This window comes from Nonomuraea sp. C10 (assembly GCF_008017515.1).
Classification (GTDB): Bacteria; Actinomycetota; Actinomycetes; order Streptosporangiales; family Streptosporangiaceae; genus Nonomuraea; species Nonomuraea ferruginea.
Genome location: NZ_VPFF01000001.1, coordinates 4,968,102 through 4,987,843 on the forward strand (window position 1 = coordinate 4,968,102; position 19,742 = coordinate 4,987,843).

Annotated in this window: 21 protein-coding genes; 15 read left to right on the top strand and 6 right to left on the bottom strand. The window is 71.9% G+C overall.

The genetic code is table 11. The features are described 5' to 3' along the window. Positions 1–29: 29 nt before the first annotated feature. From sucB to lipA, 6 genes are all read left to right on the top strand, one after another. Entirely contained in the window at positions 30–1,475 is a 1,446-nt protein-coding gene (gene sucB, locus FR742_RS22895) for a 2-oxoglutarate dehydrogenase, E2 component, dihydrolipoamide succinyltransferase (RefSeq protein WP_148032836.1), read from the top strand. 278 nt (positions 1,476–1,753) lie between these two features. Beyond that, positions 1,754–2,647 carry a TIGR01777 family oxidoreductase gene (locus FR742_RS22900; protein ID WP_148032837.1) on the top strand — a complete coding sequence of 298 codons (894 nt, stop codon included), beginning with the start codon at positions 1,754–1,756 and terminating at the stop codon, positions 2,645–2,647. Between the two features lie 34 nt (positions 2,648–2,681). Continuing rightward, positions 2,682–3,419: a peptidase E gene (locus FR742_RS22905; protein WP_148032838.1), complete on the top strand. Its 738-nt coding sequence runs from the start codon at positions 2,682–2,684 to the stop codon at positions 3,417–3,419. 38 nt (positions 3,420–3,457) lie between these two features. Then, a complete protein-coding gene (lipB, locus tag FR742_RS22910; RefSeq protein WP_148032839.1) occupies positions 3,458–4,150 on the top strand; it encodes a lipoyl(octanoyl) transferase LipB in 693 nt (230 codons plus the stop codon). 75 nt (positions 4,151–4,225) lie between these two features. After that, positions 4,226–5,188, top strand: a complete 963-nt coding sequence (locus FR742_RS22915) for a hypothetical protein (RefSeq protein ID WP_148032840.1) — start codon at positions 4,226–4,228, stop codon at positions 5,186–5,188. Between the two features lie 49 nt (positions 5,189–5,237). Beyond that, positions 5,238–6,167 (top strand): lipoyl synthase, encoded by a 930-nt coding sequence (lipA, locus tag FR742_RS22920; protein ID WP_148032841.1) that lies wholly within the window; start codon positions 5,238–5,240, stop codon positions 6,165–6,167. Here lipA and FR742_RS44670 read toward each other — a convergent pair. After that, positions 6,131–6,283, bottom strand: a complete 153-nt coding sequence (locus tag FR742_RS44670) for a hypothetical protein (protein ID WP_187281264.1) — start codon at positions 6,281–6,283, stop codon at positions 6,131–6,133. The two genes, lipA and FR742_RS44670, sit on opposite strands and share 37 nt — an antisense overlap. A gap of 92 nt (positions 6,284–6,375) precedes the next feature. On the opposite strand from FR742_RS44670, the gene FR742_RS22925 reads away from it, so the two are divergent. From FR742_RS22925 to FR742_RS22945, 6 genes are all read left to right on the top strand, one after another. Beyond that, the gene (locus tag FR742_RS22925) at positions 6,376–7,335 is read left to right on the top strand and encodes a helix-turn-helix domain-containing protein (RefSeq protein ID WP_187281265.1); all 960 of its coding nucleotides are present in this window, start codon (positions 6,376–6,378) and stop codon (positions 7,333–7,335) included. Positions 7,336–7,450: 115 nt separating this feature from the next. Beyond that, a complete protein-coding gene (locus tag FR742_RS44675; protein WP_187281266.1) occupies positions 7,451–7,837 on the top strand; it encodes a VOC family protein in 387 nt (128 codons plus the stop codon). Next, positions 7,834–8,643, top strand: coding sequence for an alpha/beta fold hydrolase (locus FR742_RS22930; protein ID WP_187281267.1), 810 nt, complete (start codon positions 7,834–7,836; stop codon positions 8,641–8,643). Before FR742_RS44675 ends, FR742_RS22930 begins: the two co-directional genes overlap by 4 nt. A 31-nt stretch (positions 8,644–8,674) precedes the next feature. After that, on the top strand, positions 8,675–11,041 hold the full coding sequence (locus FR742_RS22935; protein ID WP_148032843.1) for a beta-glucosidase: 2,367 nt from the start codon (positions 8,675–8,677) through the stop codon (positions 11,039–11,041). 93 nt (positions 11,042–11,134) lie between these two features. Continuing rightward, a complete protein-coding gene (locus tag FR742_RS22940) occupies positions 11,135–11,815 on the top strand; it encodes a DUF4191 domain-containing protein (RefSeq protein ID WP_148032844.1) in 681 nt (226 codons plus the stop codon). Next, positions 11,815–12,579, top strand: a complete 765-nt coding sequence (locus tag FR742_RS22945) for a class I SAM-dependent methyltransferase (protein WP_148032845.1) — start codon at positions 11,815–11,817, stop codon at positions 12,577–12,579. Before FR742_RS22940 ends, FR742_RS22945 begins: the two co-directional genes overlap by 1 nt. On the opposite strand, the gene FR742_RS22950 is transcribed toward FR742_RS22945, so the two are convergent. Genes FR742_RS22950 through FR742_RS22960 form a run of 3 tightly spaced genes read right to left on the bottom strand, consistent with a single transcriptional unit; the run spans position 12,560 to position 14,665 of the window. After that, positions 12,560–13,552 carry a hypothetical protein gene (locus tag FR742_RS22950; RefSeq protein ID WP_222709024.1) on the bottom strand — a complete coding sequence of 331 codons (993 nt, stop codon included), beginning with the start codon at positions 13,550–13,552 and terminating at the stop codon, positions 12,560–12,562. The genes FR742_RS22945 and FR742_RS22950 overlap by 20 nt on opposite strands. Then, the gene (locus FR742_RS22955; RefSeq protein ID WP_261808689.1) at positions 13,549–14,154 is read right to left on the bottom strand and encodes a TetR/AcrR family transcriptional regulator; all 606 of its coding nucleotides are present in this window, start codon (positions 14,152–14,154) and stop codon (positions 13,549–13,551) included. Before FR742_RS22955 ends, FR742_RS22950 begins: the two co-directional genes overlap by 4 nt. Positions 14,155–14,203: 49 nt before the next feature. Continuing rightward, complete coding sequence (locus tag FR742_RS22960) at positions 14,204–14,665, bottom strand: RDD family protein (protein WP_148032847.1); 462 nt, start codon at positions 14,663–14,665, stop codon at positions 14,204–14,206. A gap of 65 nt (positions 14,666–14,730) precedes the next feature. Here FR742_RS22960 and FR742_RS22965 point away from each other — a divergent pair, with 65 nt between their 5' ends. Further along, complete coding sequence (locus tag FR742_RS22965; RefSeq protein ID WP_187281268.1) at positions 14,731–15,054, top strand: hypothetical protein; 324 nt, start codon at positions 14,731–14,733, stop codon at positions 15,052–15,054. An 85-nt stretch (positions 15,055–15,139) separates the two neighbouring features. Further along, entirely contained in the window at positions 15,140–16,564 is a 1,425-nt protein-coding gene (glnA, locus tag FR742_RS22970; protein ID WP_148032849.1) for a type I glutamate--ammonia ligase, read from the top strand. Positions 16,565–16,631: 67 nt separating this feature from the next. Here glnA and FR742_RS22975 read toward each other — a convergent pair whose 3' ends face one another. After that, entirely contained in the window at positions 16,632–17,456 is an 825-nt protein-coding gene (locus FR742_RS22975) for a hypothetical protein (protein ID WP_187281269.1), read from the bottom strand. Positions 17,457–17,647: 191 nt separating this feature from the next. Here FR742_RS22975 and FR742_RS22980 point away from each other — a divergent pair, with 191 nt between their 5' ends. Further along, a complete protein-coding gene (locus FR742_RS22980) occupies positions 17,648–18,754 on the top strand; it encodes a serine protease (protein WP_261808690.1) in 1,107 nt (368 codons plus the stop codon). A gap of 89 nt (positions 18,755–18,843) precedes the next feature. Here FR742_RS22980 and FR742_RS22985 read toward each other — a convergent pair whose 3' ends face one another. Further along, positions 18,844–19,647: an SDR family NAD(P)-dependent oxidoreductase gene (locus FR742_RS22985; RefSeq protein ID WP_148032851.1), complete on the bottom strand. Its 804-nt coding sequence runs from the start codon at positions 19,645–19,647 to the stop codon at positions 18,844–18,846. Positions 19,648–19,742 lie beyond the last annotated feature (95 nt).

The window sequence follows — 19,742 nt, forward strand, 5'->3', positions numbered from 1 at the left end:
TCGAGATCAGAACGCGAGAGAAGATAACGATGCCGGTCTCCGTACAGATGCCCCAGCTCGGCGAGAGCGTCACCGAGGGCACCGTCACCCGTTGGCTGAAGAAGGAGGGCGAGCGCGTCGAGGCCGACGAGCCGCTCCTCGAAGTGTCGACGGACAAGGTCGACACCGAGATCCCGTCGCCCGCCGGCGGTGTGCTCCAGAAGATCGTCGTGGCGGAGGACGAGACGGTGGAGGTCGGCGCCGAGCTGGCCGTCATCGACGAGAGCGGCCAGGCCGGCGCCCCCGCCCCGGCCGAGGAGGCGGCCCCCGCTCCCGAGCCCGAGCCGGAGCCCGAGCCGGAGCCGCAGCCCGCGCCCGCCTCGTCGATCCCGCAGCCCGCCCCGGCCGCCCCCGCTCCGCAGCCGGCCCCGCAGCCCGCGCCCCGGCCGGCTCCGCAGCCCGCGGCCCAGCCCGCGGCGCAGGCGCCGGCGCCGCTGCCCACCTCGGGCGAGAGCCCGTACGTGACGCCGCTGGTGCGCAAGCTGGCCAACGAGCACGGCGTGGACCTCGACTCCGTCACCGGCACCGGGGTCGGCGGCCGCATCCGCAAGCAGGACGTGCTCGAGGCCGCCAAGCAGCAGCGTGAGCAGGCACCCGCCCCCGCCGCCGCGCAGGCCCCGGCCGCCGCCGCTCCGGCCGCCGCGCCACAGGCCGCCGCCCCGGCGGCTCAGGCCCCGGCCGCCGCGCCCGAGCAGGTGGAGGTCGACAACACGCTGCGCGGCCGCACCGAGAAGATGACGCGGCTGCGCCAGACGATGTCCAAGCGCCTGGTGGAGTCGCTCCAGACGGCCGCCCAGCTCACCACGGTCGTGGAGGTCGACGTCACCAAGGTGGCGCAGCTGCGGGCGCGGGCCAAGGACGAGTTCTTCCGCCGTGAGGGCGTCAAGCTGTCGTTCATGCCGTTCTTCGAGATGGCCGCGATCGAGGCGCTCAAGCAGCATCCGAAGCTCAACGCGACGATCAACAACGAGACCATGGAGGTCACGTACTTCGACGTCGAGCACCTCGCCATCGCGGTCGACACCGAGCGCGGCCTGATCGCGGCGGTCATCAAGAACGCCGGCGACCTCAACCTCGCCGGGCTCGCCCGCAAGACGGCCGACCTGGCCGAGCGGACCCGCGCCAACAAGGTGACCCCCGACGAGATCACCGGCGGCACGTTCACGCTGACCAACACCGGCAGCCGCGGCGCCCTGTTCGACACGCCGATCCTGAACCAGCCGCAGGTCGGCATGCTCGGCACCGGCGCCGTGGTCAAGCGGCCCGTCGTGGTCGACACGCCCGAGGGTGAGGTCATCGCGGTCCGGTCGATGGTCTACCTGGCGCTCACCTACGACCACCGCCTGGTCGACGGCGCCGACGCCGCCCGCTTCCTGACGACGATCAAGCGCCGCCTGGAGGAGGGCCGCTTCGAGGCCCAGCTCGGCCTCGCCTGACGAGGACCTGAAGGGGCCGGGCGCGCACCGTCGCGCCCGGCCCCTTCGCGCGTTCCCGAACGAACTTCGGGCACCCGGCACCAACCGCAGGACAAAGCTCCGACGGCAGGTGCCCCGGGACCGCTTCGGCGCGGCTGCCGGACGCTCTCGGACCGTCGATCCGTGAGCACGGCGAGCACGGTCACGGGTCAGTGAGTGCGGCGGGCGCGGTTATGGGGTCGTCGGGAATCGCGCGGGAGGTGACGGCCGGCGGGAAGGCGGCGTCGTAGGGTGGTCGTATGGCGATCATCGTGACGGGGGCATCGGGGTTGCTGGGCGTGCCGCTGGTCGCCGCGCTGCGGGGCGCGGGCGAGCGGGTGGTCACTCTGGTGCGGCGCGAGCCCAGGAGCGGCGACGAGGCCCTCTGGCGGCCCGCTGAGGGGGTGCTGGACCCGGCCGTCCTGGACGGCGCGAGCGCGGTGGTGCACCTGGCCGGGGCGCCGATCGCCGAGCGGCGCTGGACCGCCGCGTACAAGCGGGAGCTGGTGCGCAGCCGTGTCGACAGCACGAGGCTGCTGGTGCGGGCGATGAGAGAGGCGGGGCGGCCTCCGGGCGTGCTGGTCTCGGCGTCGGGGGTCGACTTCTACGGCGACACCGGCGACCGGGTGGTCGACGAGGGCGCGCCTGGCGGCAGCGGGTTCCTGCCGGAGCTGTGCGAGCGGTGGGAGGCGGAGGCGGCCGCCGCCGAGGAGTTCGGGGTGCGGGTGGCGCGGCTGCGGACCGGGCTGGCGCTGAGCGGGCGCGGCGGCGCGCTCGTCAGGATGCTGCCCGTCTTCAAGGCCGGTCTCGGCGCGCCGCTCGGCTCGGGCAAGCAGTACTGGTCGTGGATCAGCGAGCCCGACTGGGTGGGCGCGGTGCGTCACATCCTGGCGACGCCCGAGGTGGCGGGGCCGGTCAACATGGGCTCCCCCACGCCGGTCACCAACGCCGTCTTCACCCGGACGCTCGGCCAGGTCCTGCGCAGGCCGACGATGCCGATGCCGGTGCCGGGGTTCGCGCTGTCGCTGGGGCTCGGCGAGTTCGCCAAGGCGGGGCTGCTGCCGAGCCATCGCCTGCGGCCGGGGAAACTGCTGGACAGCGGGTACGAGTTCACCCATAGCGACCTCGCCGACGCGCTCCGCGCCGTACTGTAGTGAGCTGTTCCACCTTCGCTCCGGGAGACTCCGTATGACCAGGTCAGGCCAGTCGCACATCCTCGCGATCGGGGGCGGCTCGTTCCGCCCGACCGGCCGCTACGGTTTCATGGAGGCGAGCCCGCTGCTGCGCTACGGCCTCGACCTGACCGGTCAGGACCGTCCCAAGCTGGGCCTGCTCGCCACCGCGACCGGCGACGACGCCGCCTGGCTGCTGAAGATGTACGGCGCGTTCACCGGATGGGACGTCGAGGTCAGCCACCTGACCGTGTTCCCGATGCCGAACGTCGAGGACCCGGCCGCCTGGATGCTCGAACAGGACATGATCTACGTCAGCGGCGGCAGCGTGGCCAACCTGATGGCGCTGTGGCGGCTGCACGGGCTCGACGAGGCGTTCGCGGAGGCGTGGCGGGCCGGGGTGGTGCTGTCGGGGCAGAGCGCGGGCGCGCTGTGCTGGCACGTCGGCGGCAACACCGACTCCTTCGGCCCCGAGCTGCGGGCGTGGTCCGACGGGCTGGCCCTGCTGCCCTACTCGTGCGGCGTCCACTACGACTCCGAGCCGCAGCGGCGGCCGCTGCTGCACGAGTCGGTGGCGAGCGGCGAGCTGCCCGACGGCTACGCCGCCGACGAGGGCGTGGCGCTCCACTACGCCGGCACCGAGTTCATCCAGGCGGTCAGCTGCCGGCCCGAGGGTCACGCGTACCGCGTCGAGCATGACGGCGCCGGCGGGGTGAAGGAGTTCAGGATCGAACCTCGGCTGCTGACATCCTGAATTACCCTACAAGGGTGAGGGAACGGCACAATGGACCCATGCGCCCCATCAACGGGGTCGATCCCCACAGTCTCGCCATCGTCCGTCTAGGCGTCGACGTCCCCTACGAGCAGGCCTGGTCGCTGCAGCGCTGGGTGCACGGCAAGCGGGCCGCCGGAGAGCTCGGCGACACGCTGCTGGTCCTTGAGCACGCGCCGGTCTACACGGCCGGCAAGCGGGCCGCCGCGCACGAGCGTCCGGCCGACGGCACGCCGGTCATCGACGTCGACCGGGGCGGCCGGGTGACCTGGCACGGCCCCGGCCAGCTCGTCGCCTATCCGATCGTCGCGGTCTCGGACGTCGTCGACTACGTGTGCCGGCTGGAGGAGACGATGATCCAGGTGTGCGCCGACTTCGGCGTCACCGCCAGGCGGGTCAAGGGGCGTCCAGGGGTGTGGGCCGCCGGCGACGCCAGCCTGGGCCTGCCCGACCGGCAACTCGGCGCGGTGGGCATCCGGGTCTCGCGCGGGGTGTCGATGCACGGGTTCGCGCTCAACTGCGCGAACGACCCGCGGTGGTTCAACCGGATCGTGCCGTGCGGCCTGCCCGACGTGGGCGTCTCGACGCTGTCGGCGGAGACGGGCCGGCGCATCGTGGCCGAGGAGGTCATGCCGATCGCGGAGAAGCGCCTGGCGGAGGCCCTCGGCCGCGAGCCGTACGACCTCCACGAGGAGGATCTCCTGCGCCGCTGACCTCCCCTGGTCTGACCCCGCGGATCAACCCTCGGGCCCTTACCCGGCCGGGGCGGCGGTGCCTATGATCAGGGCGTGAAACGCGCCGCCGCCTTTCTCATCGCCCTTCTGGTGCACGCGCTGACGCTCGCCTTCATCGTGCTGGGCGCGCGCACGATCGTGGTCAACGCCGAGTTCGTCTTCGGCTGGCTGATCGGCGGGCTGCTGATCGGCATCGGGTGGCTGCTGCGTCCGCGCCTGGCGCGCGTGCCCGCCGACGCCGAGGTGCTCGGCCGGGAGGACGCCGCCGAGCTGTACGCGACGGCCGGGCGGGTCGCGTCCCGGATGGGGGTCAGGCCGCCGGAGCTGGTGGCGGTCAGGGATCTCGAGACCGGGACGTCTTACCGGAGAGTGGGGCTCAGGCGCACGCCGGTGCTCCTGGTGGGGCTGCCGGTGTGGCTGGCGCTGAGCCCGCGGCAGCGCGTGACCCTGCTGGCGACGGCTTACGCGGGCGAGGCGACCGGCGACGACCTGGTGGTGGGCGGCGCGCTGTCGACGCTGGGCGAGTGGCGGCAGGCGCTGCTGGGCTCCGCGCCGCTGACGGCGCGCGAGGAGGCCCGCGACAAGTTCACCGGTACGCTCGGCGCGCTCCACACGCCGGACACGAGCTACGAGGTGGCCGGGTGGATCGGCCGGGTGATCGGCCGGGTGCTTGGCGCCCCGGTGCTGCTGGTGGAGTACGCGCTCACCCGGCTGGCCCGTTCGGGCGACGGGCGGGCGCGCGAGCGCAGGCTGGCGCTGGCCGCGAAGGCGGTCACGCCCGAGGAGGTGGCGGAGCTGGAGGAGCTGATCGCCGCCGGCGGCTACCTCGCGCCGATGCAGGCGGCCGCGCTGCGCGGCGAGACCGTGCCCGCGATCAGGCGCGACGCGCTGGCCCGCGCCGACCGGCCGGGGCCCGCGCGTTCCCCGTTGCTGGGCGAGGTGGAGTCCGGGCGCATCGACGAGGAGTTACTCGCCCACTACACCCGCGCGGTGCGCGGTTTCGGGCTCATCGCCTGATCCACGCCCCTGGCGAGGGCCATGCGGGCGGGAGACGTAAGCTGGCAGGGTGACCGTTGCTCCTGAAGGCCGAAAGCTCCTCCGCCTGGAGGTGCGCAACGCCGAGACCCCTATCGAGCGCAAGCCCCCGTGGATCAAGACCAAGCTGAAGACGGGCCCCGAATACACCGAGCTGAAATCGCTCGTGCGCCGCGAGGGCCTGCACACGGTCTGTGAAGAGGCGGGCTGCCCCAACATCTACGAGTGCTGGGAAGACCGCGAGGCGACGTTCCTCATCGGCGGCGACCAGTGCACCCGCCGCTGCGACTTCTGCCAGATCGACACCGGCAAGCCCAAGGAGTACGACCGCGACGAGCCGCGCCGGGTGGCCGAGTCCGTCCAGCAGATGGGCCTGCGCTACGCGACCGTGACCGGCGTGGCCCGCGACGACCTGCCCGACGGCGGGGCCTGGCTCTACGCCGAGACCGCGCGGCAGATCCACGCGCTGCTGCCCGGTTGCGGCGTCGAGCTGCTCGTGCCCGACTTCAACGGCGACCGCGGCCAACTGGAGGAGGTCTTCTCCAGCAAGCCGGAGGTGTTCGCGCACAACGTCGAGACCGTGCCGCGCATCTTCAAGCGGATCCGGCCCGCGTTCCGCTACGACCGCTCGCTGAAGGTGATCACGACGGCCCGCGAGGCCGGGCTGGTGACCAAGTCCAACCTCATCCTCGGCCTGGGCGAGACCCGCGAGGAGGTGCTGGAGGCGATGCGCGACCTCCACTCCGCCGGCACCGACCTGCTCACCATCACGCAGTATCTCCGGCCGACCCCGCGCCACCACCCGGTGGAGCGCTGGGTCAAGCCGGAGGAGTTCGTGGAGCTGCAGCGGGAGGCCGAGGAGATCGGCTTCGCCGGCGTGCTGTCCGGCCCGCTGGTCCGCTCGTCCTACCGCGCGGGCAAGCTCTACCAGCAGGCGATCGCCGCCCGCCAGACGGCCTGACCGCGCCGCCAGCGCGGCGTGTTCGCGGCGTCACCGCGCCGTCTTCGTGGCGTGGTCGCGGCGTCGTTCGCGGCGTCGTTCGCGGCGTCGTTCGCGGCGTCCTTCGCGGTGTCCACGTGGTGTCGGAAGCCCCGGGCGGGGTCCCGGGGCTTTCGCGTTTCCCCGATCCGGTCGCCGCGCTACCGTGAGCGTCGGAAGGGGGCGAAACGTGGCCATTCTGATCCGGACCGGGGACGTGCCGCCGGGGCAGCGGCTCGACGCCTGGCGCAGCGTGGTCTGCGACACGCTCGGCCCGCTCGACTTCCACATCGCCCGCGGCACCCCGCTGCGGGGGCAGATCGAGGCCGGGCAGCTCGGCCCGATCGGCGTCGGCAAGGTGGAGACCTCCACGCCCCACAGCGTGCACCGCACGGCGGGCCTGATCCGGCGTGACAGCCCCGAGCTCTACCGGCTGGTGCTGGCCGTGTCGGGCAGCCCGATCCTGTCGCAGGACGGCCGCTCGGTCCGGCTGGCGCCGGGCGGGTTCGCCCTCTACGACTTCACCCGGCCCTACGAGCTGGCCTACGACGCGGCGGTGCGGCTGGCGGTGTTCAGCTTCCCGCGCGAGCTGCTGTCGCTGCCCGCCGGCGCGGCCACCTCGATCACCGCCGTGCCCATCCCGGCCGGCGAGGGCTCCGCCGCGCTGGCCGCGCCGCTGCTGCGCCGGGTGGCGCTGGACCTGGAGACCTACCGGCCGGCCAGCGCCGCGCGGCTGTCCACGGTGGTGATGGATCTGGTGGCCACCGCCGTGGCCGAGCGCGTGGACCGGCTGGACGAGGTGCCCGAGCGGGCCCGGCAGGAGGCGCTGACGGCGCGGGTGCACGCCTTCATCGAACGCCATCTGGGCGATCCCGGCCTCGACCCGGCCGCCGTGGCCGCCGCCTGTCACGTGTCGCCGCGCTCGCTGCACCGGGTGTTCGAGGCCCGCGACACGACGGTGGCGGGCTGGATCCGCCATCGGCGGCTGGAGCGCTGCCGCCGCGACCTGGCCGATCCGGCGCTGGCGGGCGTGCCGGTCAGCGCGGTGGCGGCCCGCTGCGGGCTGCCCGACCCGGCCCACTTCAGCCGTCTGTTCAAGCGCGCGTACGGGGTGCCGCCGGCCGAGTACCGGCGGGCGAGCCTGCGGTAGGCGCGCATCGTCAAGGGGGTGGCGCGCAGATCCAAGACCGGGGCCGCCGCGATCCGCAGACTGGTCCCATTCCCGCGAGAACGCGGGAACCCCCTGACGAGGATGGAGTCCGGTCATGCAGCTCTTCGTGAACCTGGCGGTCAAGGATCTCGACCGCTCGAAGGAGTTCTTCACCGCGCTCGGTTTCGCCTTCTTCGGCATGGCCGACGACATGGCGTCCGTGATGATCAACGACGGCGCGCAGGTCATGCTGCTGACCGAGCCGGTGTTCGCCGGCTACGCGGCCAGGGAGCTCGCCGACCCGGCCAAGACGACCGAGGCGATCCTGGTCATCGGCCTGGAGAACCCGGCCCAGGTGGACGAGCTGACCGAGAAGGCCGTCGCCGCCGGCGCCACCCCGCTGGGCCCGCCCCGGCAGGACGACTTCCGCTACCAGCGGGCCTTCGCCGACCTCGACGGCCACCACTGGGAGGCGCTCTGCCTGGCGCAGCCGGCCGGATGAGCACCGTGACGCTGACGGGCACGGCGGTCTCGGCCGACGGGACCGCCATCGCCTACGACCGCCACGGCTCGGGACCGGCCGTGGTCCTGGTGCACGGCGCGTTCGCCGGCAGGGGTCACCCCACGCTGGCGGGCGTGGCGGCGGGGCTGGCGCCGTGGTTCACCGTGTACGAATACGACCGGCGCGGGCGGGGAGGCAGCGGCGACACCTCCCCGTACGCGGTGGAGCGCGAGATCGAGGATCTGGCCGCGGTCGTCGGGGCGGCGGGCGGGCGGGCGATGGTGTTCGGCGGGTCGTCGGGCGGCGCGCTGGCGCTGGAGGCGGCGGCCCGGCTGCCGGAGGTCACCAAGCTGGCGGTGTGGGAGCCGCCCTACCACGTGACCGCCGACGCCCCCGTACTGCCGCACGACTTCGCCGCCCGGCTCGACGCCCTGGTCCGGGAGGGGCGGCGGGGGGACGCGGCCGAGCTGTTCATGGTGGCGGCGGCCGAGGTGCCGCGGGAGGCCGTGGCGCTGATGCGGGCCGACCCGTCCTGGCCGGAGGTGGAGGCCGTCGCGCACACGCTGGCGTACGAGGCGGCCGTCATGGGACCGGGCAACGCGCTGCCGGCCGCCCGGCTGGCCGAGGTCACGCAGCCGGCGCTGGTCATGAACGGCGACGCCGGCCCGGCGTGGATGGCGGCGGCCGCGCGGGCCGTGGCGGGGCGCGTCCCCGGCGCCGTCCACCGGGTGCTGGAGGGGCAGGCGCACGCCGTGGCCCCGGAGGCCCTGCTGCCCGAGCTGCTGGAGTTCTTCGTGGTGGCGTGACCCCGGCCGCCGGGCCGCCGACACTGTGATCGTGGACTTCGATGACGTGATCAGCGGGCTGGACCTGCGTACCAAGGTCAGGATGTTGACCGGCGCCTCCATGTGGGCGCTGCACCCGGTGCCGGAGATCGGCCTGGACCGCCTGGTGATGAGCGACGGGCCGATCGGCGTGCGCGGCGAACGGTGGAGCGCTGCCAGCCCGTCGATCGCGCTGCCGAGCCCCACCGCCATGGCCGCCACCTGGGACGTGGGGCTGATCCGGCGGGTGGGTCGGCTGCTCGCCCAGGAGGCCCGGCGCAAGGGCGTGCACGTGCTGCTCGCGCCGACCGTCAACCTGCACAGGTCGCCGCTGGGCGGGCGGCACTTCGAGTGCTTCTCCGAGGATCCGCACCTGACGGGCGAGGTGGCGGCCGCGTACGTGGAAGGCGTGCAAGAGGGCGGGGTGGCGACCACCCCCAAGCACTTCGTGGCCAACGACTCCGAGACCGAGCGGTTCACGGTCAGCGTCGAGGTGTCCGCGCGGGCGCTGCGCGAGCTGTACCTGCGGCCGTTCGAGCGGGTCGTCCAGGCCGGCGCGTGGGGTGTCATGACGGCCTACAACGCGGTCGGCGGCGTCACGATGAGCGAGCACGCCGATCTGGTGCACGGGGTGCTGAAGGACGAATGGGGCTTCGACGGTCTCGTGGTGTCCGACTGGACGGCGGTGCGCACCACCGAGGCCGCCGCGCTGGGCGGCACCGACGTGGCCATGCCGGGCCCGCACGGGCCGTGGGGCGACAAGCTGGAGGAGGCGGTGCGCGCGGGGCGGGTGCCGGAGTCGCTGATCGACGACCGGGTGCGCCGCGTGCTCCGCCTGGCCGAGCGCACGGGCGCGCTGGGCGGGCCGCCGCCCGCCGCGGCCGGTGAGGTCATCGACGGGGTGGCGCTGGCGCGTGAGGTGGCCGCGCGGAGCTTCACCCTCCTAAAGAACGACGGGCCGCTGCTTCCGCTGTCCGGCGTGCGGTCCGTGGCGCTGATCGGGTCGGCGGCCAGGGAGGCCAGGGTGATGGGCGGCGGCAGCGCCCAGGTGTTCCCCGCCCGCGTCGTCTCCCCGCTGGACGGCCTGCGCGGGCGTGACGGCGTCGAGGTCCGGTACGCGCGGGGCACCGATCCGCGCGTCCGCCTGTCCCCGCTGGCGGTCCCGGCCACCGCGGCCTTCCTGGACGCCGGCGGCCGGGTCCTGGCCGAGCATCCGCTGCCGGCGACCGAGGGGCGCTGGATCGGCGAGACCCCGCCCGGAGTGGACGCCGACCGGCTCGCGGCGGTCCGGCTGCGCGCCGCGTACACGCCGGAGACCGGAGGGCGGCACGAGCTGTCGGTGGCCGGCGCGGGCGCGTACACGCTGTCGGTGGACGGCCGGGTGCTGCTCGACGAGACGCTGACCCCCGGCGGTGACGACCCGGCCGCGCTGCTGTCGCCGCCGGAGCGGCGGGTGACCGCCGATCTGGACGCGGGCGTCACGTACGAGCTGGAGGTCCTGCACCGGACGGCCGGGTTCCGGGGGATGGTGTTCATCGTGTGCGTGCTCGGCCACGCCGAGCCGTCGCCCGGCGAGGACGAGCTGTTCGCCGAGGCGGTGCGGGTGGCGGCCGGCAGTGACGTGGCCGTGGTGGTGGCCGCCACCACGCCGGAGGTGGAGAGCGAGGGCTTCGACCGCGGGGACCTGGTGCTGCCGGGCCGCCAGGACGAGCTGATCGCCGCGGTCGCCGCCGCCAACCCGCGCACCGTCGTGGTGGTGAACGCGGGCTCGCCGGTGGAGATGCCGTGGCTGGACTCGGTAGCGGCGGTGCTGCTCACCTGGTTCCCGGGGCAGGAGGCGGGGGCGGCGCTGGCGGACGTGCTGTTCGGCGACGCCGAGCCGGGCGGGCGGCTGCCGACGACCTGGCCCGCCCAGCTGGCCGACGCGCCGGTGGTGAACGTGACTCCGGACCGCGGTGTCATGGTCTACGAGGAGGGGCTGTTCATCGGGTATCGGGCGTGGGAGCGGAGCGGGCGCGCGCCGGCGTTCTGGTTCGGGCACGGGCTCGGTTACACCACCTGGTCGTACGACTCGATCTCCGGCGGGAGCGGGTCGGTGACCGTGCGCGTGACCAACACCGGCGGGCGGCGCGGCCGGGAGGTCGTGCAGGTCTACGCCGCGCCGGTCACGCCCGATCCGGGGCGCCCGGCCCGGTGGCTGGCCGGGTTCGCGGTGGTGGAGGCCGAGCCGGGGCAGAGCGTGACCGCCGTCGTGGACGTGCCTGACCGTACGTTCGAGGTCTGGGACGGGCGGGGGTGGCGCGTCGCGTCCGGGGAGTACCTGCTGGAGGCCGCCCGCCACTACGCCGACCGGAGGCTTTCGGCGACGGTCAAGGTCTGAGAGTCAGGATTCGGCAAAAAGATCGCGGTCGCGGCGAGGCTGCCTGGCGGCCGCGTTCTCCGTCCTGTCCGGTTCGTTTGTATCCTTCCTTCCATGGCGAAGTCCAAGGACCCAGAGAAGCCGGGGCGCATCAAGCAGCTCCGCATGATCGCGCAGATCATCAAGCAGTCCAATCCCAAGGGGATGCCGATCGTCTTCCTCTCGGCGGTCGGCACGCTGGCTGTGGTGGTCGTGATCGGTCTGGTCACGGACTATCTGTGGTATTCGATCTTCCTGGGCATCCTGCTGGCGTTCACCGTCGGCCTGGTGGTGTTCGGGCAGCTCGCGCAGCGGGCGCAGTATTCGCTGCTGCACGGCCAGACCGGCGCCGCCGCCGCCGTGCTGCAGGGCATGCGCGGCAACTGGCAGGTCACCCCGGCCATCGCGGTCAACCGCGACCAGGACCTGGTCCACATGGTGGTGGGCTATCCGGGCGTCATCCTGGTGTCCGAGGGGCCGGGCAACCGCACGGCCCGCATGCTCGCGGCGGAGAAGAAGCGCATCGCCCGCGCGGTGCTGGGCGTGGAGATCTATGACGTCCAGTGCGGTGACGGCGAGGGCCAGGTCCCGCTGGCCAAGCTGCAGCGCCACATCATGAAGCTGCCGCGCAACCTGAAGAAGCCCTCGGTCAACGAGGTGAAGGACCGCCTGCGGTCCCTGCCGAAGAACATGCCGATGCCCAAGGGTCCGATGCCCAAGGGCGCCCGCATGCCGCGCGGCCCCAAGATGCGCTAGTGCCGTCCCTGTCGTCGCGGGCCAACCGCGGCTGGTGGGACGGCAACGCCGACGACTACCAGGCGGAGCACGGCGCGTTCCTGCGCGACGCCGGCTTCGTGTGGTGCCCTGAGGGCGTCGACGAGGCCGACGCCCGGCTGCTCGGCGAGGTGTCCGGGCGCGACGTGCTGGAGATCGGCTGCGGCGCCGCGCAGTGCGCCCGCTGGCTGGTGACGCGGGGTGCGCGGGTGGCCGCCTTCGACCTGTCGCGCGGCCAGTTGCTCCACTCGCGCCGCATCGACGAGGAGACCGGCGTGCGGGTGCCGGCGGTCCAGTCCGACGCCGAGTCGCTGCCGTTCGCCGCGGAGAGCTTCGACGCGGCCTGCTCGGCGTACGGCGCGCTGCCGTTCGTGGCCGACCCGGCGGCGGTCCTGCGCGAGGTGCGCCGGGTGCTGCGGCCGGGCGGCCGGTTCGTGTTCTCGGTCAGCCACCCGATCCGGTGGGCGTTCCCCGACGACCCGGGCCCGCGCGGGCTGACCTCCGACCGCTCCTACTTCGACCGCAGCCCGTACGAGGAACGCGACGAGCACGGCGCCCTCACCTACGCCGAACACCACCGCACCATGGGTGACTGGGTGGGCCTGCTGGCCGCCTCCGGGCTCGCCATCACCGGGCTGCTGGAGCCCGAGTGGCCCGAGGGGCACGACCGGGTGTGGGGCGGCTGGAGCCCGTTGCGCGGCCGCCACCTGCCCGGCACCGCCATCTTCAGCTGCGCGCGTATCTAGTGGCCATGGCGTGGAAGGCCGCCTTCGGCTCCCAGCGCGTCTCGTCGAGCATCCTGACGACGCCGTACGAGCCGAGGTCGGCCTGATTGTCCCGGCCGATCCTGGTGAAACCGGCGAAGGTGAACCACAGGGCGGTCTCGACGCCCTCCTGCTCGAAGACGTCGAGCAGCTCGTCGAGATAGCGGACCTGCTCGTCCTCGTCGGGCACCGCGCCTTCGGGCACCAGGTAGGCCGAGCCGCCCCGCTCGCCGGCGCCGCGGTAGGCGCAGGTGCCGAACTCGGTCACGGCCACCGGCTTGCCCTGCCCGGAGCGGGCGCGCAGCTCGTCGCGGAAGGTCTCGGCGTTGTAGGCGGCGCGGTAGGCGTCGAGGCCGACGACGTCGAACGGGGTCCAGTCGACGAACTCCCAGGGCGCGGAGGCGTAGGTGATCCTGCCGCCGAACAGCGGCCGGACCGTGGCGGCGACCTCGGCCAGGTAGGAGTCCAGGCGTTCGGTGATCGCCGGGATCTCCCTGCTCCACCATTCGGGGGACGCCTCGGTGAGTGATCCCAGGCGCTCGCCGTACGTCTCCCCCGGCATGAACCCGGACAGGAACGCGCTGGCCTCGCAGCCCGCCACCAGCACCACCTCGGCGCCGCCCGCGCGCAGCTCCTCCGCCTTCGTGGCGCACTCCGCCAGCATCGGCAGGGTCTCCTCGGGGGTGAGGTCGACCGGGAACGGCGCGTACCAGACCTCCAGCCCGGCGGCTGCGGCCTCCTCGGCGGCGACGGCGAGGCGGGCGGGGTCGCCGCCCGCCTCCTCGGCGGCGACGGCGAGGCGGGCGGGGTCGCCGCCGGAGACGCGGACGGCCCGGCAGCTCAGCTCGCGGGCGATCACCTGGAGGTCGCGCCGGACGGTGTCCCGGTCGAAGGCCTTGCGGCTGCGGTCGGGCTCGGGCAGGAAGCCGGTGTCATAGTTGATGCCCTTTTTCATGATTTGTCCTTACCGATACCGTCTTGGAGTTGGTCGAAGGCGAGCTCCACGTCGGAAGCGAGCATCCGGCCCGCCTCCTCCAGCGGCGTCCCGGACGCCAGCCGCTGGAAGAACGCCTCCTCGACCGTGGTGATGACGGCGGTGATCTGGGCGGCCATGAGCTGCGCGGCCGTCTCGGAGCCGGCCGTGTCCCGCAGCGCGGCGGCCAGCTCGTGACGCTGCCCCATGTGCGCCTGGTAGACGCCCGCCATGAGCACCGGCGTGGACGCGATGACCCTGACCTGGGCGAGCATCCGGGCGACGTCGCGGGGACCGTCGGCGGCCGGCGCGGCGTAGTGGGCGCGCAGCGCGTCCAGGGGCGTCTGGCCGGGCGGCCGCCGGGCCACGATCGAGGCGAGGTCGTCGTGGATGCCGTCGAGAGCCAGACAGTCCTTGCTGGGGAAGTAGTTGAACAGGGTGACCTTGGCGACCCCGGCCGCCTCGGCGATCTCGCTGACTGTCACCGCGTCGTACCCGCGCTCCGCGAACAGCTCCAGCGCGACGCCCGCGATGCGCCGCCGGGTCTCTTCCTTCTTGCGCTCGCGCAAGCCCGCCATCATCATGACGGCAGCGTAAACTGTACTCAGTACAAAAGTAAACCCGGTACGGTTTTCACATACGGACGACCACGGTGTTCGACACGCGGTCGTGCAGGCCGCGGTGGTCGCGGTCGAAGATCAGCGCCGGCAGGGCCAGCACGAGCAGCACCGTGCGCACCAGCACCGGGAACAGGCGGGGGTCGCCGCCGTCCATCGCCGCCACCCGGATGCCGGCCAGCCGGTGGCCGAACGTCTGCCCCATGAACCCGACCAGCACCACGTACTGCACGGCGAACACGATCGCGGGCACCCACGGCTGCTCTGCCGTGCTGATCCCGAGCAGCAGCTGCGTGATCGCCCACGTGCAGATCATCCAGTCGATGACCAGGGCGGCGATCCTGCGCCCCCAGCCGGAGACGGACCCGCTCCCCTCCTCCGGCAGCCCGAGGCGCTGCCCCGGATAACCGAGATCGACCCCGGCGGACCGGAGCCCGCCCAGCCAGGTCTGCGTCCACCGCGGCTCGTTGCTGCTCATGTGTCAAAGGTATCCGCCGGTGGGGGCGGTCGGGATCGTGACCCGTCCGCGCTTCCGTGACGCGGGTGGTCCGGCGCATGATGGAGGCCATGCCGTACGGGGACGACTTGGACGCGCGCTTCCACGAACTGGTCGCGCAGTTCAGCGAGGAGGAGCGGCGCAGGCTGAGCGCCGCGGCGAGCAAGGGCGCCCGCCCGCGCCGGCGTCGGTGCGTGGGACGGGTCTGGTACGCGTTCGCGGCCGTGCTGGCGGTGGTCGTGGCGGCCCTGCTGATCGTCGCCGTCCGCCCCGACCTGCTCTCCCCCGCCCCCGAGCCGGCCGCGGAGTCGCCGTCACCGGTCCTGCGCGCCCACGTTCCGGGCCCTTCTGGGGACGTGAACGCCGCGTAACACATGCGAAACAATCGAGACACCATGCGGAAACGGCCGCGCCGTACCTTCACGGGTGATAGCCCGTCCCCAGGGAGGTTCGAGAGTGTTCAACTCCGCCGACGACGTCCTGAAGTTCATCAGGGACGAAGGGGTGCAGTTCGTCGATGTCAGGTTCACCGACCTGCCGGGGACGACTCACCACTTCACCTTCCCGGTCGAGAACTTCGGCGCGAACGTCTTCTCTGACGGCCTCATGTTCGACGGCTCGTCGATCCGCGGTTTCCAGGCGATCCACGAGTCCGACATGCTGCTCCTGCCGGACCCGTCGTCCGCCGTGGTCGACCCGTTCCGCCAGCACAAGACGCTCAACATCAACTTCTTCGTGCACGACCCGCTGACCGGCGAGGCCTACAGCCGCGACCCGCGCAACGTCGCCCGCAAGGCCGAGGAGTACCTCAAGGGCACCGGCATCGCCGACACCGTCTTCTTCGGGCCCGAGGCCGAGTTCTACATCTTCGACGACGTCCGCTTCGAGACGAAGTCCAACGCGGGCTACTACTACATCGACTCCATCGAGGGCGCCTGGAACACCGGCAAGGCCACCGAGGGCGGCAACCTGGGCTACAAGCCGCGCTACAAGGGCGGCTACTTCCCGGTGCCGCCGATGGACCACTTCACCGACCTGCGCTCGGAGATGGTCCGCAACCTCATCGAGTGCGGCATCGACGTCGAGATGCAGCACCACGAGGTGGGCACCGCCGGTCAGGCGGAGATCGACTTCAAGTTCGGCACGCTGCTCAAGACGGCCGACAACCTGATGCTCTACAAGTACATCATCAAGAGCACGGCCATGGAGTACGGTCACACCGTCACGTTCATGCCCAAGCCGATCTTCGGTGACAACGGCTCCGGCATGCACTGCCACCAGTCGCTGTGGAAGGACGGTTCGCCGCTCTTCTACGACGAGGTCGGCTACGCGGGCCTGTCCGACACCGCCCGCTACTACATCGGCGGCCTGCTCAAGCACGCCCCGTCGCTGCTGGCCTTCACCAACCCGACGGTCAACTCCTACCACCGGCTGGTGCCGGGCTACGAGGCGCCGGTCAACCTGGTCTACTCGCAGCGCAACCGCTCGGCCTGCGTCCGGATCCCGATCACGGGCTCCAACCCGAAGGCCAAGCGCATCGAGTTCCGCGTGCCCGACCCGTCCTGCAACCCGTACTTCGCCTTCGCCGCCATGCTGATGGCGGGGCTTGACGGCATCCGCAACAAGATCGAGCCGCCGGAGCCCGTCGACAAGGACCTGTACGAGCTCCCGCCGGAGGAGGCCCGCTCGGTCCCGCAGGTGCCCGGCTCCCTCACCGACGTGCTCAACGCCCTGGAGGAGGACCACGACTACCTGCTCGAAGGCGGCGTCTTCACGCCCGACCTGATCGAGACGTGGATCTCCTACAAGCGCGAGAACGAGGTCGACCCGATCCGGCTGCGCCCGCACCCGCACGAGTTCGAGCTCTACTACGACGTGTGACCGGTTACCGCGCGGTGAGCTTCACGCTCACCGCGCGGTTTCCGTCTGGGTCCCGCCATCGCCGTGTTCAGTCGTGGTCGGGAAAGACCAGCTCATCGCGCGTAGCCACCTCTTCGGCGGGGGGCGGCTCGATGTGGATCGCGTCGCCCCAGCCGGAGAACCGCACATCGGCGGTCGTGAGGCTGCGGTCTGTGACGTTCCAGGGGTATTCGGGCTCGTCATACCGCGTCTGGCACCTGCGTACGAGCTGATCCGGACCGAGCCACAGCCGCCACTTCACGGGCAACTTGGCGTAGCTCGCGTAGCGTCCTGTGGGCTTCTCGAAGTCGCCCACCCATAGACGCGGATTCAGCTTGTACAGCTTGCCGATGGTGGTGCTGCCCTCGTAGAGGGTGGTGCGGCGGCCGTCGTAGACGCCGGCGGGCCGCTTGGCCGCCGTGGTGGACAGCACGTACCGGAGAGTGGCGGGATCGCTCAGCCTGATCTTCCCGCATTCCAGGTACAGCTCGTTCTTCTCGGTGTCCAGAATCCAGGACTTGCCCTCCGGCAGGTGGGCAGGGCGGTCGGGGTACCAGCCGTAGGAACGAGCCGGGAAGACGACGGCCCGGGAGGCACCGTCGGCTGAGGGCTTCGAATGGCGGAGATCGAGGGCCACGATTCCACCACCACCGAACCTGTAGACGGTCCGCGATCGGCGGGTGACGTGGTCCTTCTTCGGACCCCAGACAATTCGGTAGACCGAACTCGCCCGCACCCCGCCATGACCGTCGAGCTGCCGCTTCAACGCCGCGACCGGATCTGGACGGGTGACGGCTCCGGCGTGCGGGCCGATGACCGGGATCGATGCTGTCAGCACGAGAGCCAGCCCGATCGTCCGGCGACCCATGCTCATGCACTCCCCGCTCGATTCCGTGCCGTCCGGAACGGAGGCTGTGGTAGATCGTCGCAATCGAAGATCTCAACGCTGTCACGGACGGATTCCGGCGGAGCCCGCAGGTCGGTGACTCCTCGTCTGACAGTGGTTGATGGCGCCGCGCAAAAATCGTTGATCCTTACGAGGCCGACAGGTAGCGTCTGCGATCAATGGCGATCACCTGTTCGAATTTTCGCCATCTGTCCGGCCCGCAGATCTGGAGATGCGAGATGAAGCGAACACTGAGTCTGTTAACTGTCGGTCTGCTGGTCTCCGGTCTGGTGACCGCACCGGCCGGGGCCTCCAGCGTAGTGACCGATCCTCTGGCCTCTTCCCAAGCGGCCGCTGCTGAGATCGCGGCGTTCTGGCTCGGCGACGGCGGGGCCCATCTGATGAACGCCACTCCGTACAACGTCCGGACCGCCGTCGACAAGGTCCTTCCCATCAGCGGCATCCCCGCGGACACCAAGCCCGGCACTATCCCGCCGACGCCCCCGTCCACCTCCGATCCGGCGAAGGCCAAGGCGCCCGGCACCTCGGGCAAGGTGTTCTTCGTCGGCGCCGACGGTCAGCCGCACTGGTGCACCGGCACCGCCGTGCAGTCGCAGTACCGCAACCTCGTGGCCACCGCAGCGCACTGCGTGTACGACACCCAGCGTTCCTACGCCACCCTCGACAAGTGGGTCTTCGTTCCCGGCTACTCCGGCGGCACGACTCCGTGGGGTCTCTACGTCGGAAAGCAGGTTTCCGGCCATTACGACTTCACCACCTACGACGACTACGACCGCGACTACGCTTTCGTCAACGTCTACGGCGGCGTCGTCTCCTCTGCCTCAGGCGGGTTGACCAACTTCGGAAGGCTGGTCGACAACGTCGGCGGCCAGGGGCTGGCCTGGAGCCAGCCGCTGGGCTCCACGGTCGACGTCTTCGGCTATCCCGCCGGCCCCCATCCCGACGGCACCCGGCCGTACACGGGTGAGACCATCGAATCGTCCAGGGGTGACACAAGCGCTGTAAGGGTCCCCAGCTTGAAGGCGGAGGAACTCATGGCCGTGGATTCCCGGTTCACCGGTGAAGGGGCCCTCGGCTCATCCTGGCTGTTGCGTTATGACAAGGCCAGCCGCATGGGGTACCTCAACGGCATCACCATCAGCGTCGCCGACACCGATGGCAGCCTGCGTTACGACACGAGCTTCTCTCCCTACTTCGACGGCGAACTGGCCGGCGTCTACTCCGCCGCCGGCGCTGTGTGGACCGGCTCGGTCCTGCCCGCGTAACGGACCCTGACGGCCAGGTCTGCGGCATTCGGAAGGCCATCGAGGGCGCGATCGATGGCCTTCCGCGTCCGGCCGCGTCGCCGGATCCGTCAGACCTGCTTGAGGAAGCCCGCGTCCACGGCGAGGTCGGCGCCGGTCGTGGCGGCCGAGCGGGGCGAGGCCAGCAGGGCGATCGCGTCGGCGACCTCCTGGGGGTCGACCAGCCTCGGGATCGACAGGTTCATCATCTCCGGCGCCAGCCGGTCCAGCACGGAGTCACGGTCGGCGCCCGCCTGTCCGGCGATGATGTCGGCCGCGCCGCCCTCCTCGGTCCACCACGCCGTACGCACCGGTCCAGGAGAGACCGTGTTGACGCGGATGCCCTGGGGGGCGTACTCCTCCGACAGCGCCTTGGTCACGTTGTTCAGGGCCGCCTTGGCCGCGCTGTAGTCGACGTTCATCGGGGCGGGGAGCCGTGCGGAGCCCGACGAGACGTTGACGATCGAGCCGCCGCCGCGCGCCAGCATCGGCGGGATGGCGGCCCGGACGAAGCGCACCACCGCGAACAGGTTGAACTCGAACATGGCCCGCCAGTCCTCGTCGGCGGGGGCCATGAAGGAGAAGCGCGGCAGGGCAACCCCGGGCGGCGGGCCACCGGCGTTGTTGACCAGGATGTCGAGCCCGCCGAACTCCTCCACGGCCCGCGCCACGGCCTGGCCGGGCGCTTCGGGGTCCATCAGGTCGACCGGCACGTGGAGCAGGTCGCCGCCCAGTTCCGCCAGCTCGGGGCTGGTCTTGCGGGAAACGGCCACGACACTGGCCCCCTCACCGAGCAGGGTGCGGGTCACGGCCAGGCCGATGCCCTTGGACGCGCCGGTGACGATCGCGACGCGGCCGGAAAACTGCAGATCCATAGGTCTTCCTTCGCCGTAGGGGCCCTCCGGACGACCGGAGGGTTTCCATCGCGGAACACGCTAGGTGCGGGCCCCCGGCGCGGGCTGGCGACGTT